At 56.9% G+C, this 15,036-nt stretch carries 16 protein-coding genes and 1 other RNA gene; 4 read left to right on the top strand and 13 right to left on the bottom strand.

The annotated features are described in order from the left end of the window. Positions 1 to 12 precede the first annotated feature (12 nt). Genes diaA through ACLHDD_RS13030 form a run of 3 tightly spaced genes read right to left on the bottom strand, consistent with a single transcriptional unit; the run spans position 13 to position 3,019 of the window. Entirely contained in the window at positions 13 to 600 is a 588-nt protein-coding gene (gene diaA, locus ACLHDD_RS13040; protein WP_111139254.1) for a DnaA initiator-associating protein DiaA, read from the bottom strand. Positions 601 to 614: 14 nt separating this feature from the next. Beyond that, positions 615 to 1,010, bottom strand: a complete 396-nt coding sequence (locus ACLHDD_RS13035; RefSeq protein ID WP_427104450.1) for a YraN family protein — start codon at positions 1,008 to 1,010, stop codon at positions 615 to 617. After that, positions 968 to 3,019, bottom strand: coding sequence for a penicillin-binding protein activator (locus ACLHDD_RS13030; protein ID WP_427104449.1), 2,052 nt, complete (start codon positions 3,017 to 3,019; stop codon positions 968 to 970). Before ACLHDD_RS13030 ends, ACLHDD_RS13035 begins: the two co-directional genes overlap by 43 nt. A 62-nt stretch (positions 3,020 to 3,081) precedes the next feature. On the opposite strand from ACLHDD_RS13030, the gene rsmI reads away from it, so the two are divergent. Together rsmI and rnpB are read left to right on the top strand one after the other, a co-directional pair. Next, complete coding sequence (rsmI, locus tag ACLHDD_RS13025; RefSeq protein WP_427104448.1) at positions 3,082 to 3,948, top strand: 16S rRNA (cytidine(1402)-2'-O)-methyltransferase; 867 nt, start codon at positions 3,082 to 3,084, stop codon at positions 3,946 to 3,948. 33 nt (positions 3,949 to 3,981) lie between these two features. Continuing rightward, positions 3,982 to 4,360: RNase P RNA component class A (gene rnpB, locus ACLHDD_RS13020), an RNA gene on the top strand. A 643-nt stretch (positions 4,361 to 5,003) separates the two neighbouring features. Here rnpB and ACLHDD_RS13015 read toward each other — a convergent pair. From ACLHDD_RS13015 to ACLHDD_RS12970, 10 genes are all read right to left on the bottom strand, one after another. Continuing rightward, positions 5,004 to 5,978, bottom strand: coding sequence for a glutathione S-transferase family protein (locus ACLHDD_RS13015; RefSeq protein WP_427104447.1), 975 nt, complete (start codon positions 5,976 to 5,978; stop codon positions 5,004 to 5,006). A gap of 76 nt (positions 5,979 to 6,054) precedes the next feature. Then, positions 6,055 to 6,465 (bottom strand): DoxX family protein, encoded by a 411-nt coding sequence (locus ACLHDD_RS13010; protein ID WP_427104446.1) that lies wholly within the window; start codon positions 6,463 to 6,465, stop codon positions 6,055 to 6,057. Between the two features lie 202 nt (positions 6,466 to 6,667). Continuing rightward, the gene (locus ACLHDD_RS13005) at positions 6,668 to 6,952 is read right to left on the bottom strand and encodes a YqjK-like family protein (RefSeq protein WP_111139260.1); all 285 of its coding nucleotides are present in this window, start codon (positions 6,950 to 6,952) and stop codon (positions 6,668 to 6,670) included. After that, positions 6,952 to 7,347 carry a phage holin family protein gene (locus ACLHDD_RS13000; RefSeq protein WP_208721881.1) on the bottom strand — a complete coding sequence of 132 codons (396 nt, stop codon included), beginning with the start codon at positions 7,345 to 7,347 and terminating at the stop codon, positions 6,952 to 6,954. Before ACLHDD_RS13000 ends, ACLHDD_RS13005 begins: the two co-directional genes overlap by 1 nt. A 2-nt stretch (positions 7,348 to 7,349) precedes the next feature. Further along, complete coding sequence (locus ACLHDD_RS12995; protein WP_111139262.1) at positions 7,350 to 7,655, bottom strand: DUF883 family protein; 306 nt, start codon at positions 7,653 to 7,655, stop codon at positions 7,350 to 7,352. A 35-nt stretch (positions 7,656 to 7,690) separates the two neighbouring features. Next, on the bottom strand, positions 7,691 to 8,065 hold the full coding sequence (locus ACLHDD_RS12990) for a DUF1090 domain-containing protein (RefSeq protein WP_427104445.1): 375 nt from the start codon (positions 8,063 to 8,065) through the stop codon (positions 7,691 to 7,693). 191 nt (positions 8,066 to 8,256) lie between these two features. Further along, entirely contained in the window at positions 8,257 to 8,604 is a 348-nt protein-coding gene (gene mzrA / locus ACLHDD_RS12985; RefSeq protein ID WP_427104444.1) for an EnvZ/OmpR regulon moderator MzrA, read from the bottom strand. Next, on the bottom strand, positions 8,604 to 9,278 hold the full coding sequence (locus ACLHDD_RS12980; protein ID WP_128086559.1) for a DedA family protein: 675 nt from the start codon (positions 9,276 to 9,278) through the stop codon (positions 8,604 to 8,606). The genes mzrA and ACLHDD_RS12980 overlap by 1 nt, the downstream gene beginning before the upstream one ends. 322 nt (positions 9,279 to 9,600) lie before the next feature. After that, complete coding sequence (gene exuR / locus ACLHDD_RS12975) at positions 9,601 to 10,377, bottom strand: transcriptional regulator ExuR (protein ID WP_427104443.1); 777 nt, start codon at positions 10,375 to 10,377, stop codon at positions 9,601 to 9,603. A gap of 86 nt (positions 10,378 to 10,463) precedes the next feature. Further along, positions 10,464 to 11,768: an MFS transporter gene (locus ACLHDD_RS12970; protein WP_427104442.1), complete on the bottom strand. Its 1,305-nt coding sequence runs from the start codon at positions 11,766 to 11,768 to the stop codon at positions 10,464 to 10,466. A gap of 399 nt (positions 11,769 to 12,167) precedes the next feature. Here ACLHDD_RS12970 and uxaC point away from each other — a divergent pair, with 399 nt between their 5' ends. Then, positions 12,168 to 13,583 carry a glucuronate isomerase gene (gene uxaC, locus ACLHDD_RS12965; protein WP_427104441.1) on the top strand — a complete coding sequence of 472 codons (1,416 nt, stop codon included), beginning with the start codon at positions 12,168 to 12,170 and terminating at the stop codon, positions 13,581 to 13,583. A gap of 2 nt (positions 13,584 to 13,585) precedes the next feature. Continuing rightward, on the top strand, positions 13,586 to 15,034 hold the full coding sequence (locus tag ACLHDD_RS12960; protein ID WP_427105214.1) for a tagaturonate reductase: 1,449 nt from the start codon (positions 13,586 to 13,588) through the stop codon (positions 15,032 to 15,034). Positions 15,035 to 15,036: the final 2 nt, after the last annotated feature.

Raw genomic sequence — 15,036 nt, 5'->3', positions numbered from 1 at the left:
GTGCTCCTTCGTTCATTCCTGATGGGGAAAGAGAGTGTTATCGATCAGATCGCACAGGCAGTTCACGGTGAGCATGTGCATCTCCTGAATCCGGGCACTGCGATGAGAGGGAATACGGATTTCCACATCCTGCGGGCCCAGCAGTCCGGCAAGCTCTCCGCCATCATACCCGGTAAGCGCAACGATAGTCATATCGCGTGTTACCGCGGCTTCTACCGCCTTGATAATGTCACGCGTGTTACCGCGGGTAGAGATCGCCAGCAGCACATCGCCAGCCTGTCCCAGGGCGCGTACCTGTTTGGCATACACTTCATCATGCAGACGGTCATTGCCGATCGCGGTCAGCATCACGTTATCTGCGCTCAGCGCCAGCGCGGGCAGGCTGGGGCGTTCGGTCTCAAAACGATTGATCATGCTGGCGGCAAAATGCTGGGCATTAGCCGATGAGGCCCCGTTGCCACAGCTCAGGATTTTATTGCCATTGAGTAACGACTGCACCAGCGTCATGGCCGCACGGGAGATGGCATCGGGCAATGCCTCAGCAGCAGCAATCTGGGTCTGAATACTTTCAGTAAAACACGCTTTAATTCTTTCCTGCACACGACCACCTGGTTCTAAACGTCTGCATTAAAGGCATTCGGCAGCCATTCAAGCGCCGTGCCGGTAATGGCGATGATATCGAAACGGCAATTCACTGTTTCAAAACTGCCGCCGCGTTGCGCCAGCCAGAGAGCGGCGGCGCGCAGCAGCTTTTGTTGTTTATTCCGGGTTATGCTGGCGAGTGCGCCACCATAACGCGCGTCGCGACGGTAGCGGACTTCCACAAACACCCAACAGTGCCCGTCACGCATAATCAGGTCAAGTTCACCCTGCCGAAAGTGAACGTTGCTGGCAACCCATGTCAGGCCAGCCTGTTCCAGATAGCGCCGGGCCACTTCTTCGTGCCCGGCCCCAATCTGCTGGCGGGTCAGTTGGCCGGTGCGATTTCGCCCCGGCGATACTGGTTCCATGTCAACGTCCTGTTGATCACACAATCCGTGTTGGCACTGAGCCTGCCGGTATTGCCATCCAGCGTAAAGCCCGGTGTCTGGCGCATCTGGTTGAAGTGGTTCGCCAGCGTCCAGGCATCCATTCCCATGGCATAGAGACGCACCAGCGAATAGTCATTGTTGAATGACTTCGCAGTCTGTTGCATCAGGCCAGGGTTGCTGCCGGAAAGCAGCGGGATGTCGCTGAACTGCAGGCCATCCATCTCCAGACGGAAATCAGGACCGGCACCGGCCTGTGCGCTGCGTGAGCTGGCGTAGAGCGAGATGTTGCTGCGACTGCCAGTGCGCATCGCGATCATCGGTTTAATCAGCTGCAATTCATCCTGCGTCGACACGATATAGACCGCATCAACGCTGCCACCGCTGCTGGTGCTGACCGCATCCGGCGTGCTCTGCTGCGGAGCCGGAATCGTCAGCCCTGCGATGGAAACGCCCTGCGACGCGGCAGGCGTCACATTCACTGGCGTACCGGAGAGGCTGATGCCTGCGCCACTGTTGATGCCCTGTTTCAGCTCAGCTGTGGAACCGAAACGCTGTTGCATCACTGTCGTGCCACCCAGCGACTGCCACTCCTGAGCAAAGGCGTTGGTGACGCGATCGCCCAATCCGCTACGCGGAACCAGCAGCAGGGGCTGGCGTTTGCCCTGATCCCAGATGTGGTGTGCCGCATCGCGGGCTTCATCTTCCGGAGAGAGCGCAAAGTAGCAGATATTCGGATGGTTCTGGATCTGTTCCGGTTCGTTAAGCGCCAGCACATTCAGTGGCGTCTGGCTATTAGCGACTTTCTCGACGTTGCTCTTCAGCAGTGGGCCGACCACGATAGTCGCGCCATCCTGCTGAGCCTGCTGCATGACCTGTTCAATCGGCTGGCTGCTGGTGTCATACACTTTGATCTGCGCATTGCTGGCCGGTTGTGCAGCGACCGGCTGGGACTGAGGCTGCGAAGCGGTGTCCGGAGTCTGCTGCTGTGAGGTGGTGTCGGCAGACGGCTGCTGCGGTGCGCTGATCGGATCGCTGGCAGAGCCGGGGACGGCAGCAGGCTGGGTGCTGCTGGTGGCATCGGCCGTGGCTGGCTGGGCTGTTGAAGCAGGCTGAGCGGACGGAGCAGAGAGGCCGTTCTTCGCGTCATTAAAGCCTTTCTGAATGGCGTTGGCGAACACCTGAGCCTGGCCGTTCAGTGGCAGCAGCAGCGCGATAAGGCTGGTCGAGGCTTTGGTATAGTTCTGCATCTGACTAAGCTGCGTCGGCAGGGTTTTGGCTGCCGGATTCTGCGGGTAGCGGGTCTGCCAGTCTTTAATGCCTGACTTGAGCATCTCCGCATCCTGGGCGTTCGCGCGCCAGACCGCGAGCAGATCCAGCCAGCCCTGCAGCACATTTTCGTCGGCGTTGATGACCAGGTTGCTGACCTCCTGCGGCGACATCTGCGTCAGTGTCTGCCAGGTAGCGTCGATATTTCCCTGATGATCGGTGCCTTTCAGCAGCGGCTCCTGCGCGATATAGGACCGCACCAGCGAGAGCGACGGACGACCCTGGGCGCTGGCAATCTGCAGGCTGTAGTAACGCGCCAGCTGATCCTGCGACAGGGCGCCGGTTTTCACCTGCGCTAACAGCGGTTCCGCTTCTTTGGTTTTCTGCTGTGCAATCAGCAACTGCGCGTTGAGCAGCAGGGATTCCTGCTGTTGCGTCTCAGAAAGCTGCTGCGGCAACTGGCTCAGTTGCTGCGTCGCTTCAGGATATTTTCCTTCCTTCAACAGGGCGCGGATTGCGAGTAATTGCCAGTCGGTCTTGCTATCATCGCTGCTTTGCTGTGCCTGCTGCAGATAGTAAGCGGAACCGGCTGTGATGGGTCCCTGAATATTGACGGTTGAGGTTTGCGGCCCCTGACCGCTACACGCGGCTAAAATCAGCCCAGCAAGAATGACAGGCAGAAAGCGTCCTGCTTTATGACGAACGACTTTTGAAGGAAGCATACTGTATCCAGTGATGTTTTTTTCAAGATGCTCAATATTAAATCGGCAATTCGGATGAAACAATGAAACAACTCGATCGGGCAGAGATTTCTGCCAGCACGCTCTACATCGTTCCAACCCCGATTGGTAATTTGGGTGATATCACCCAGCGGGCGCTGACGGTGCTTTCGAGCGTCGATCTGGTCGCTGCGGAAGATACACGTCATACCGGACTGTTGCTACAACATTTCGCCATCAATGCGCGACTCTTCTCACTTCATGACCACAACGAACAGCACAAGGCTGAGCTGCTTTTGACGAAGCTGCAGGACGGTCAAAGCATAGCTTTAGTTTCTGATGCTGGCACGCCGTTGATCAACGATCCGGGCTATCATCTGGTGCGTCGTTGCCGTGAAGCGGGCATCCGTATAGTGCCGCTGCCGGGTGCCTGTGCCGCGATTGCCGCATTAAGTGCTGCGGGTCTGCCGTCCGATCGTTTCTGTTACGAAGGGTTTCTGCCTGCCAAAACCAAAGGTCGCTGCGATGCGCTGCGGGCGCTGGTGCAGGAGCCGCGCACGCTGATTTTCTATGAATCGACCCACCGCCTGATCGACAGTCTGCAGGATATGGTCAGTGAGCTGGGCGCTGACCGCTATGTCGTGCTGGCGCGTGAACTGACCAAAACCTGGGAGTCCATCCACGGCGCGCCCGTGGGCGAGCTGCTGGCCTGGGTAAAAGAGGATGAGAATCGTCGCAAAGGCGAGATGGTGCTGATTGTTGAAGGCCACAAGGTCGGGGATGAGGATACGTTACCGGCCGATGCACTGCGCACTCTGGCGCTGCTGCAGAAGGAGCTGCCACTGAAACGCGCAGCCGCGCTGGCGGCGGAGATCCACAGCGTGAAGAAAAATGCGCTTTATAAGTATGCGCTGGCGCAGCAAGAGGCGTGACAAACGGCGGGGAATGTCCTATTATCCCGCGCCGAAGCTGACCAGACAGTCGCCGCTTTGTCGTCGTCCTCACGTGTGGGGAGACGGGCAAAGGGGAGGAAAGTCCGGGCTCCATAGGGCAGGGTGCCAGGTAACGCCTGGGAGGCGCAAGCCTACGACCAGTGCAACAGAGAGCAAACCGCCGATGGCCCAGAAATGGGATCAGGTAAGGGTGAAAGGGTGCGGTAAGAGCGCACCGCGCGACTGGCAACAGTTCGTGGCACGGTAAACTCCACCCGGAGCAAGGCCAAATAGGGGTTCACAAGGTACGGCCCGTACTGAACCCGGGTAGGCTGCTTGAGCCAGTGAGCGATTGCTGGCCTAGATGAATGACTGTCCACGACAGAACCCGGCTTAACGGTCAGCTTCGACTTTTACTGAAAACCCCGCAATGCGGGGTTTTTGCTTTTCAGGCAGCGGGCAGGCGGCGATGAATGCCTGTCCACGACGCACCCTATGGAAAGAATGCGGCTTAACGGCCAGCGTCGACTTTTACTGAAACCCCCGCAATGCGGGGTTTTTGCTTTTCAGGCAGCGGGCAGGCGGCGATGAATGCCTGTCCACGACGCACCCTATGGAAAGAATGCGGCTTAACGGCCAGCGTCGACTTTTACTGAAAACCCCGCAATGCGGGGTTTTTGCTTTTCAGGCAGCGGGCAGGCGGCGATGAATGCCTGTCCACGACGCACCCTATGGAAAGAATGCGGCTTAACGGCCAGCGTCGACTTTTACTGAAAACCCCGCAATGCGGGGTTTTTGCTTTTCAGGCAGCGGGCAGGCGGCGATGAATGTCTGTCCACGACGCACCTTATGGAAAGAATGCGGCTTAACGGTCAGCGTCGACGTTGACTGAGAACCCCGCAATAGCGGGGTTTTTGCTTTTCAGGCAGCGGTCAGACAGCGATGAATGTCTGTCCACGACGCACCCTATGGAAAGAATGCGGCTTAACGGTCAGCGTCGACGTTGACTGAAACCCCGCAATAGCGGGGTTTTTGCTATATAACACTCACAATCTTTAATCGCGGCCGTGCGGTTCATCCCAGTCAAATGCCGGACCCAGCGAAATGACGCCGTGCGGATTGATGGTCTTATGGCTGCAATAGTAGTGGTGACGGATATGCGGCAGGCTGACCGTCTCTGCAATGCCGGGCATCTGATAGATGTCGCGCAGGAAGCCACTGAGATTTCTGTAATCAGAAATTCGATGACGATCGCATTTAAAGTGGGTCACATAGACCGGGTCGAAGCGGACCAGCGTGGTCCAGAGTCGAAGATCCGCTTCAGTCAGCTGGTCGCCAGCCAGATAGCGGTGCTGGCCTAAAATCTGCTCCAGCCGCGACAGCGAATGGAACAGGGCCGTCACGGCCTCATCGTAGGCGGATTGCGACGTAGCAAAGCCTGACTTATAGACGCCGTTGTTCACGGTGTCGTAAATCCAGCCGTTCAGCTCATCGATTTTCTGACGCAACGTTACGGGATAGTAATCACCGGCGCGCGCACCCACCGCGTCAAAGGCGCTGTTGAACATACGGATAATATCCGCTGACTCATTGCTGACGATGGTATTCTGCTGCTTGTCCCACAGAACCGGTACGGTGACGCGGCCACTATACTGCGGGTCGGCGTGCAGATAGAGCTGATAGAGGAATTCGTTCTGATAGAGCTTGTCGCCGGTCGCCTCTTCGAAAGTGTCATCGAAGGTCCAGCCGTTCTCCAGCATCAGGGGATGAACGACTGACACATCAATCATGCTTTCCAGCCCTTTCAGCTGGCGCATCAGCAGGGTGCGGTGCGCCCATGGGCAGGCCAGCGAGACATAAAGATGATAGCGGTCGCGTTCGGCGGTGAATCCCGCGTTGCCTGTCGGACCGGCACTGCCGTCCGCCGTAACCCAGTGACGAAACGCCGACTCTGAACGTTTAAATCGTCCGCCGGTAGATTTGGTGTCATACCAGGTGTCATGCCAGACACCGTCAACTAACTGTCCCATAATCGCTCCAATGCAAACAGGGCGGGGAAATGTCCCCGCCCTGCTAAGTATATGTGGCATTACGCATTACGTAAGATTAGCGTGCAACGGCCTGCAGTTTTCTTTTGCCGATCAGGTGATCCAGGCTGTATGCGCCAGGACCGACCAGACCCAATACCAGAAAGCCACCAGCGATAGAGAGGTTCTTCATGAACATCAGCTGGTTGACGCCTTCAGCAAAATTACTGTGGAACAGGAACGCCGTCAGGATAGTGAAGCCTGCGGTAAACAGAGCTGTAAAACGGGTCAGGAAACCAAACAGGATGGCCAGGCCGCCGCCGAACTCCAGCAGAATTACCAGCGGCAGCATAAAGCCAGGCACGCCCATCGCTTCCATATACTGCTGCGTACCAGCATAACCGGTAATCTTGCCCCAGCCTGCGGTAATGAACAGGATTGGCATCAGGATGCGAGCCAGCAACAGACCAGTATCTTCGAATTTTTTCATCATTTACTCCAGCGCTATCAATGATGCAGGGCAGGTTGCCCGCAGGGTTTATGCCCGCTGAAAGCAGTGCTGCGTTCATTGGGGTGATGGCTGGAGATGATAGTCGCGCAGTGAAAAGGTTGTAAGCGAGATATACTGTCAGTGTTTTTCAGAAATTCTGATGAAGAAAAGCCGGCCTTTTCAGGGCCGGCTTTTAGCAGGATTAGCGCGGTGGCATCGCAGACTTGATCATGCGCCAGGTGCTCCAGGCGCCGAAGCCCCGTTTTGCCCAGCGTAGCAGCCTGTTAGGGCTGCGAATCGAGTAAACGGCCAGCGCACTGCTGCCGATAGCCAGATAGCGACGTAAGCTGAGGAAAGTAAACCAGCCGCGATCGTAGTGGGCGGTGCCTTCCAGCCAGTCACGCCGCGCAGCGCTCAAGTCCAGCCGCTGCTGCTGCACATGCTTAAGCAGTTCATGGATGCGTTCTTCACGCTCGCGGCGGCTCATCAGCGCTGCTCCTCCAGCAATTTACGGTCGGTTTCCAGCTCTTTACGCGTATGGCGCAACAGCGTGGACTGACGTGTTTTGTGAAGCGTCCAGAGTCCGAAGATAACCGCCAGCAGGAACAGCGTGCCGGTCGTGATGCCAATGGCCATCAGGCGGTACTGTGCATCTACGGCCCAGATAATCAGCACCATCAGACTCATCAGACCAAATGCCGTGAACAGCATGGTCAGGCCCACCATCAACAGCAGCTGTATCAGGTTTGCTTTTTCCTGTTCCAGTTCCACCACTGCCAGACGGACACGCGTCTCAACCATACCCACCAGCGTGGTCACAATGCGCTGACCGATGTTAATGACCCCTTTCGCCGGGCCGTGGTTCTGCTGTGAGTCAGTCATAATTAACGACGCGAAATGAGCATGCCCAGTGCGACGCCAATCGCTGCACCGATGCCCACACCATGCCAGGGATTTTCGCGCACGTAGCCTTCGGCTTTCTGCGCCGCTTCACGGGTGGTCGCCGCAATGCGCTCACCGGATTCGCCCAGACGCTCGCGCGAACTGTCCAGCGCCACACGCGCTTTGTTACGCAGTTTGTCCAGCTCGCCTTTGGATTTTTCAGTGCCGCTGCTCAGCACTTCTTCCAGGGTATCCGCCAGGTTTTTCAGCTCAGCACGCAAATGTTCTGATGATGTGTCTTTAGACATAAAATACTCCTTTAACATCAGTTGGTTAATTCCGGTTAGTAGGGCTCCGCCTGTAACTTTTTCAGCTCCCGGCGCGCGTCATCCAGCTTTTGTTGTCTTTTGGCAATTTTCTCCCTGTCATGGCCCTCTTCGCGCTCTTCCCTGAGTGCGTGCTCGCGCTCCGCCACTTTTTGCTTCTGCGCGTTAATTCTTTCCAGATGAGCTGCTTCGAGTTTTTTGTCACTGCAATCAGCCCGGACTTCTGTCAGCGCACGCTCCAGACCGTTCACCCGGCGCTGGTTGTTGTGCTTCTGCGCCATTCCGATTTCACGCTGAATATCCTGCTCTTTCTGCTCACACAGCGTTTCGGCTGCCAGCAGCGAACCTGACAGCGACAAGAGCGCGACGCCCAGAAAAATTTGATATTTCATCGGTCCTGAACCCTTCCTTTGCGACCTGAACCCTCATCACTGGCGTAATCATCTGATTTCGGGTGCTGAGGGTCGACTCTCGCTTAAGCATAGACAGCGATAGTAAAAAGTTCAAAAAAGACCGGGAGATAGGGCCTCTGTCACGCCACCTGGAGACAATCTGGCGGCGTGACAGCGGCGGTATCGGGCGATTACGCCAGAGAGAAGTGTTGAGAGTGATCGTGCTGCGCCACAATAAAGCCCTGTGGCAGCAGACGGCGCAGGACTTTTTGCGCCGCCAGGCTCTGCTCTTCGCTGTCAAAATGGATGACCAGCGCATCACCCGCAGGCGTGATGCTTTTGATACGAATGCCCTGAGCACTTAACTGCTGATAAAGATAAAACCCATCGGGCAGCGTCGCCCCGGCATGGGAAACCCGAATCTGCACCACCGTTTCGTGCTTGATCAGTCCGGGAACGAGACAGAGCGCGACCAGCGCAAAGGCAGCAGCAATCAGCCACGGTCGCCACCGTTTGGGAACAGCCTGTAGCAGTTTCATTACTCGGCTTTCCCGTTCTGATTCGCCTGACGCTTGCGCCATAAAACGACAAGGGATCCGACGAGGCCAAATACCAGCAGCGCCAGTGGCAGCATCATCAGAAAGAACATCATCTCATCTTCGTAACGTCGGAAAATCGGGGTTTTACCCAGCGCAAAGCCGATAACGGTTAAAATGACAACCCACAGGAAAGCGCTTACCCAGTTGAAAAACTGGAAACGGGCATTGCTGAGGCCGGACAAACCGGCAATGGTGGGCAGCAGCGTACGCACAAAGGCGATAAAGCGGCCTATCAGCAGAGCCGACAAACCGTGACGGTGGAACATGCTGTGCGCGCGCTGGTGATACTGGGCGGGAAGGTGAGAGAGCCACTTCTGCACCGTCGGCGTATTGCCCAGCCATCGCCCCTGGATGTAGCTTACCCAGCAGCCGAGGCTCGCGCCCGTGGTCAATACCAGGATGGTCAATGGGAAACTCATAGTACCTTTAGCAATCAGCACGCCCACCAGAATCAGCAGGCTGTCGCCCGGCAGAAACGCGGCAGGAAGCAGGCCATTTTCCAGGAACAGAATCATAAACAGCACGCCATAAATGGCCCATACCAGCGCGGGGTCGGAAAGGGTTTCATAATCCTGTTGCCACAAGGCGTGCAGTAACGCTTGCAAAATATCCATCAATCATTCCTGAACATCATTGTTAAACATGTCCCACAGGGACCTGAACGCAGACCGGCATATCGTTATAAATTTTAGGCGCACAGCCTGGGCGGGATTTTCCGGATCCTTCCAGAATTGATTGTTAAATCAGCGATTTTATAACCCCCTGTCGCAAAGGGTAATAAAAGGGCGATAACTGTAACAAAATTCGCCTGTCTGAGACAGGAAAACTCTCTGGCAGACAGGAGTTTTACCTTGTGAAACGACCTGTAAAAAGGAGCTTTACACGTCCTGACACTATTGCAGATTAACTGACCCTTTCAGGGCGCGTCAGGGATGCTCAGCGGGCGTAATCAGACCCTTCAGGCAGGATGACCGGATTCTCACTGAACATGTAACGATCCACGTTAAATTCGAAATCGTCTGCCGTCGCGTTAAACAGCATCTGCTTAGTATTTTCCAGATGTTGCCACATCGCCAGTTTGCTGGCGGCTGGATCTTTGCGCATCAGTGCTTTCAGGATCTGATCGTGGTCGTCGCACCAGCTGAGAATGCTGCGCTGGTCGATGTGCTCGTGGAGTTTGAGCCAGTAGGGATTGTGCAGGCGATGCAGCCACATTTTTTCAACGATGGCGGCTAAGGCGCTGTTCTGAGTGGATTGGGCGATGCGGACGTGAAACTGCATATCCCACTCGGAGTCACGAAAGTGATCTTCCTGACGGGCTTTTTCCTGAATCGCCATCAGGTCGACAATATCCTGACGCGTCACCTGAGTGGCGGCGAACTCGGCGACGTTACTTTCAATCAGCTGGCGGGCCTGCAGTAATTCAAACGGACCAAAGGTGGCAAACTCCAGCTGACTGCTGCTGACAGCAATACGATTCTGTTGCTGGCTGGCAATCACGTGAATGCCGGACCCTTTGCGGACTTCCACATAGCCTTCCACTTCCAGCATGATAATCGCTTCGCGAACCACCGTCCGGCTCACTTCCATCTCTTCGGCAATCAGACGTTCAGCAGGCAGTTTATCGCCCACCGGATAAATCCCGGTTTCAATGCGGCTTTTCAGCGCGCTGGCCAGCTGTTGATAGAGTCGACGGGATTCGGTGAGGTCCATAGTACAATCCTGATAGCAGACAGATAAGTTGTTATACCACTTCAGGCAGGGTGAGGAAATGGGCTGGCCTGCGCCAGCCCGACAGATTAGCTGCGGACTGCGCTGGCCTGCGGGATCACCGGCTCAGCATTCAGCTCTGAGATCGGTTTATTCTTCAGCACCGTCCAGATCACCACTGCACCCAGCAGATCGAACACCGCCAGCGCGGCAAACAGCGGGCTGAAGCCCAGCGTATCGGCCAGCGCACCGACCACCAGCGCAAACAGGGTGCTGGCGGTCCAGGCAGCCATGCCGGTTAAGCCGTTAGCCGTCGCCACCTCATTACGGCCAAACACGTCAGATGACAGAGTGATCAGCGCACCGGACAGCGCCTGATGCGCAAAGCCGCCAACGCACAACAGCCCGATAGCGATATAGGGGCTGGTGAACAGGCCGATGGTGCCGGGTGCAATCATTAATACCGCGCCCAGGGTCACGACCAGCTTACGGGAAACGATCAGGTTAACGCCGAACCAGCGCTGAAACAGCGGCGGCAGATAGCCACCCAGAATGCAGCCAAAGTCTGCGAACAGCATCGGCATCCAGGCAAACATTGCGATCTCTTTGAGATTAAAACCATACACCTTGAACATGAAGAGCGGAATCCAGGCGTTGAACGTTCCCCACGCCGGTTCTGCCAGAAAACGCGGCAGCGCAATGCCCCAGAACTGGCGGTTACGGATAATCTCCAGCGCCGACATCTTACGGGTGTTACCGGTCTGATGCTGCGCTTCCTGACCGGAGATAATGTAATTGCGCTCTTCGTCGCTGAGTTTTGTCTGCTGTTTGGGGTGCTTGTAAAAAATCAGCCAGCAGAACGCCCAGGCCATACTCAGCACGCCGGTAATAATAAAGGCCATCTGCCAGCTGTGCGCCATGATCGCCCAGACCACCAGCGGCGGAGCCAGCATTGCGCCAATGGAAGAACCGACGTTGAAGTAGCCAACCGCCACCGACCGCTCCCTGGCCGGAAACCATTCGCTGCTTGCCTTCAGGCCCGCGGGGATCATTGCGGCTTCTGCCGCGCCGACCGCACCACGTGCCAGCGCGAAGCCGCCCCAGCTGCCCGCCATCGCGGTAGCGGCACAGAATATCGCCCACAGCACCGCGAACATCGCATAGCCGATTTTAGTGCCGAGCAGATCCAGCACATAACCGGCGACCGGCTGCATCAGCGTGTAGCAGGCGGAGTAGGCTGCCACTATGTAGGAGTACTGCTGCGTGGTGATATGCAGCTCTGTCTGTAATGTCGGGGCAGCCACGGCAATCGTGTTGCGGGTCAGATACCCCAGCACGGTGCCGAGCGTGACCAGCCCAATCATGTACCAGCGTAACCCTTTAATCTTACGCATCCTCTACCTCTTCCAGTTCTGTATGCGGTCTTGCCGCTGTTGTTATCTGGAGCGGGACAACACGTGATGCAACATTGCTCACGCCCGCAGGTTCTGTCAGAGCAACCCTGTTATGACCTTGCCATTTGTCTGTCGTCAGCGATCTCACGACAGGACGAGAGCCTAACTTGTTATACAACTTTAAAAGTTGAGAGCTATCACAAAACCCCTTTCTCTACTGTGGGATACTGGAAACCAGCGTAATGACAGCTATTTAGCGCGCTACCGGTGACAAAAACGTCCATAACGACCGCCCGTTAACGCGGTTTATGTGAGCAGGATCGCAAACAAATCGGTAACGCACCAGAATTGGTATGATAACTTTGGGTCATTCGGGGTTCAGCAGATGAGGATGCATGTATGTCACGTTTCATGACCGAGGATTTTTTGCTGGAGGGTGAATTCGCCCGTCGTCTCTATCATGACTATGCGAAAGATCAGCCGATTTTCGACTATCACTGCCACTTACCTCCGCAGCAGATTGCCGAAAATTATCGCTTCGCCAACCTTTACGATATCTGGCTGAAAGGCGATCACTACAAATGGCGGGCGATGCGCGCCAACGGTGTGCCTGAGGCGTTGATTACCGGAGACGCCAGCGATCGCGAAAAATTTAATGCCTGGGCGCGCACCGTGCCGCACACTATTGGCAATCCGCTCTATCACTGGACCCACCTCGAACTGCGCCGGCCTTTCGGCATCACCGGCACGCTGCTGTCAGAAAACACGGCCGATGACATCTGGGAGCGCTGCAATGCGCTGCTGGCGCAGGAGAGCTTTACCACACGCGGCATCATGCAGCAGATGAAGGTGAAGATGGTGGGGACCACTGACGATCCTCTGGACGATCTGCGGCATCACCGCGCGATAGCAGACGACGCCAGCTTCAGCGTTAAAGTGCTGCCGAGCTGGCGGCCCGATAAAGCGTTTAACATCGAAGCGGCCAGCTTCCTGCCGTGGATTGAGTCGCTGGAGCAGCTGACGGACATCAGCGTGCAGCGTTTCGACGATCTGCGCCGCGCGCTGAATCAGCGGCTGGATCATTTCGCCGCACACGGCTGCAAAATCGCCGATCATGCGCTGGATGTGGTCTGTTATGCCGGGGCGGATGATGCCACGCTGGATTCGATTCTGGCGCGCCGTCGCAGCGGTGCCGCGCCCAACCCACAGGAGACAGCACAGTTCAAAACGGCGGTGCTGGTCTGGCTGGGCAGCGAATATGCCCGACGCGGCTGGGTGCAGCAGTATCACATCGGCGCATTGCGCAACACCAACCCGCGCCAGTTTCAGCTGCTGGGGCCGGATGTGGGCTTCGATTCCATCAACGATCAGCCGCTGGCAGAGCCGCTGGCGCGCCTGCTGGGTGCCCAGAACCGTGACAACGCGCTGCCCAAAACCATCCTTTACTGCCTGAACCCGCGCGATAACGAAGTGCTGGCCACCATGGCAGGTAATTTCCAGGGTGAAGGTCAGGCGGGCAAGATGCAGTTCGGCTCAGCCTGGTGGTTTAACGATCAGCTGGATGGGATGCAGCGTCAGATGACGCAGCTGGCGCAGGTTGGCCTGCTGAGTCGCTTTGTCGGGATGCTGACCGACAGCCGCAGCTTCCTTTCCTACACCCGCCACGAATATTTCCGCCGGTTGCTGTGCCAGATGATTGGCCAGTGGGTCGAGCGGGGCGAGGCACCGGCCGATGAGGCGCTGTTGGGTCAGATGGTCCGGAATATCTGCTTCGGCAATGCCCGTGATTACTTCGGCATCGAGCTGGGGGCCTGATGATGAAAAGGCTGAACCGCCACGACTTTCCGGGGCCGGTCTACCGCGACCGCATCATCCAGTTTGGTGAAGGCAACTTTCTGCGTGCTTTTATCGACTGGCAGATTGACTGGCTGAATGAACATCAGGACATTGATGCCGGGATCGTGGTGGTGCGGCCGCGCAACCGTGAGGTCAGTGACAGCCTGAATCAGCAGGAGGGTCTTTACACCACGCTGATCCGCGGGCTGAACGATCGGGGCGAGGCGATCAGCGAAACCCGGCTGATCCGCAGCCTCAACCGCGAGATCCAGCCCTGGCAGCAGCATGATGCCTTTATGGCGCTGGCCCGTAATCCCGACCTGCGCATGGTTTTCTCCAATACCACCGAAGCGGGCATCACCTTCAGCGAAACGGATCGGCTCTCTGACGCGCCCGCCAGCAGTTATCCCGGCAAACTGACGCAGCTGCTGTGGGCGCGCTATACCCATTTCAGCGGCGCCCGCGACCGGGGCTGGCTGGTGGTGCCGTGTGAGCTGATAGATCACAACGGCGACACGCTGCGCGAACTTGTGCTGCGCTACGCCGACCTCTGGCATCTGCCCTCAGAATTTAAAACCTGGGTTAATCAGGACTGTGCTTTCTACAACACTCTGGTAGACCGCATCGTGACCGGTTTTCCGGCGGAGAGTGAGCAGCTGCAGAGCGCGCTGGGCTATGAAGATCGCTATCTGGTGGCGGGCGAAGTTTACTACCAGTTTGTCATTCAGGGGCCATCGGCGCTGTTCAGCGAACTGAAGCTGGCGGCGCTAACGCCGCAAATCCGGCATGTGGATGATATCGCGCCCTACAAAGCGCAGAAGGTCGCCATCCTTAACGGTGCCCATACCGCGATGGTGCCGGTGGCGTTTCTGGCCGGTATTGAGAGCGTCGGGGAGGCGATGGCCGATCCGGCAATCGCCGGCTTTGTGGATCGGCTGCTGCGCCATGAGGTGATCCCGACACTGGATCTGCCACCAGAGGAGTTGCACAGGTTCGCCGATGCGGTCATGCGCCGCTTCCGCAACCCCTTTATCCGCCACGCGCTGCTGTCGATTGCCCTGAATGGCATGACTAAGTTCCGTACCCGCCTGCTGACGCCGCTGCTTGCTGCTCATCAGCAAACCGGCAGATGGCCGACGCATATCACCTTTGCCCTGGCGGCGCTGATCGCTTTTTATCGCGGCGAGTCAGCCGGAAAGGCGTGGCCGCTGCAGGATGAGCCGTACTGGCTGGCTTTTTACGCTAAAGCCTGGAAAGCCTGTGATGCTGACCCGCATGCGCTGTCACAACTGGTGCATGGCGTACTCGGCAACGCGCCGCACTGGGGCCAGGATTTAACCCGTCAGCCCGGACTGGCTGAACAGGTCACCCTACACCTGCAAAACATCATCGCCCACGGGATGCGTGAGGCGCTGAGCCAACTGAGATAACG

Origin of the sequence: Pantoea sp. NSTU24 (assembly GCF_050157905.1) — a bacterium.
Lineage (GTDB): Bacteria > Pseudomonadota > Gammaproteobacteria > Enterobacterales > Enterobacteriaceae > Pantoea.
This window is presented reverse-complemented; position numbering and strand designations above follow the sequence as displayed.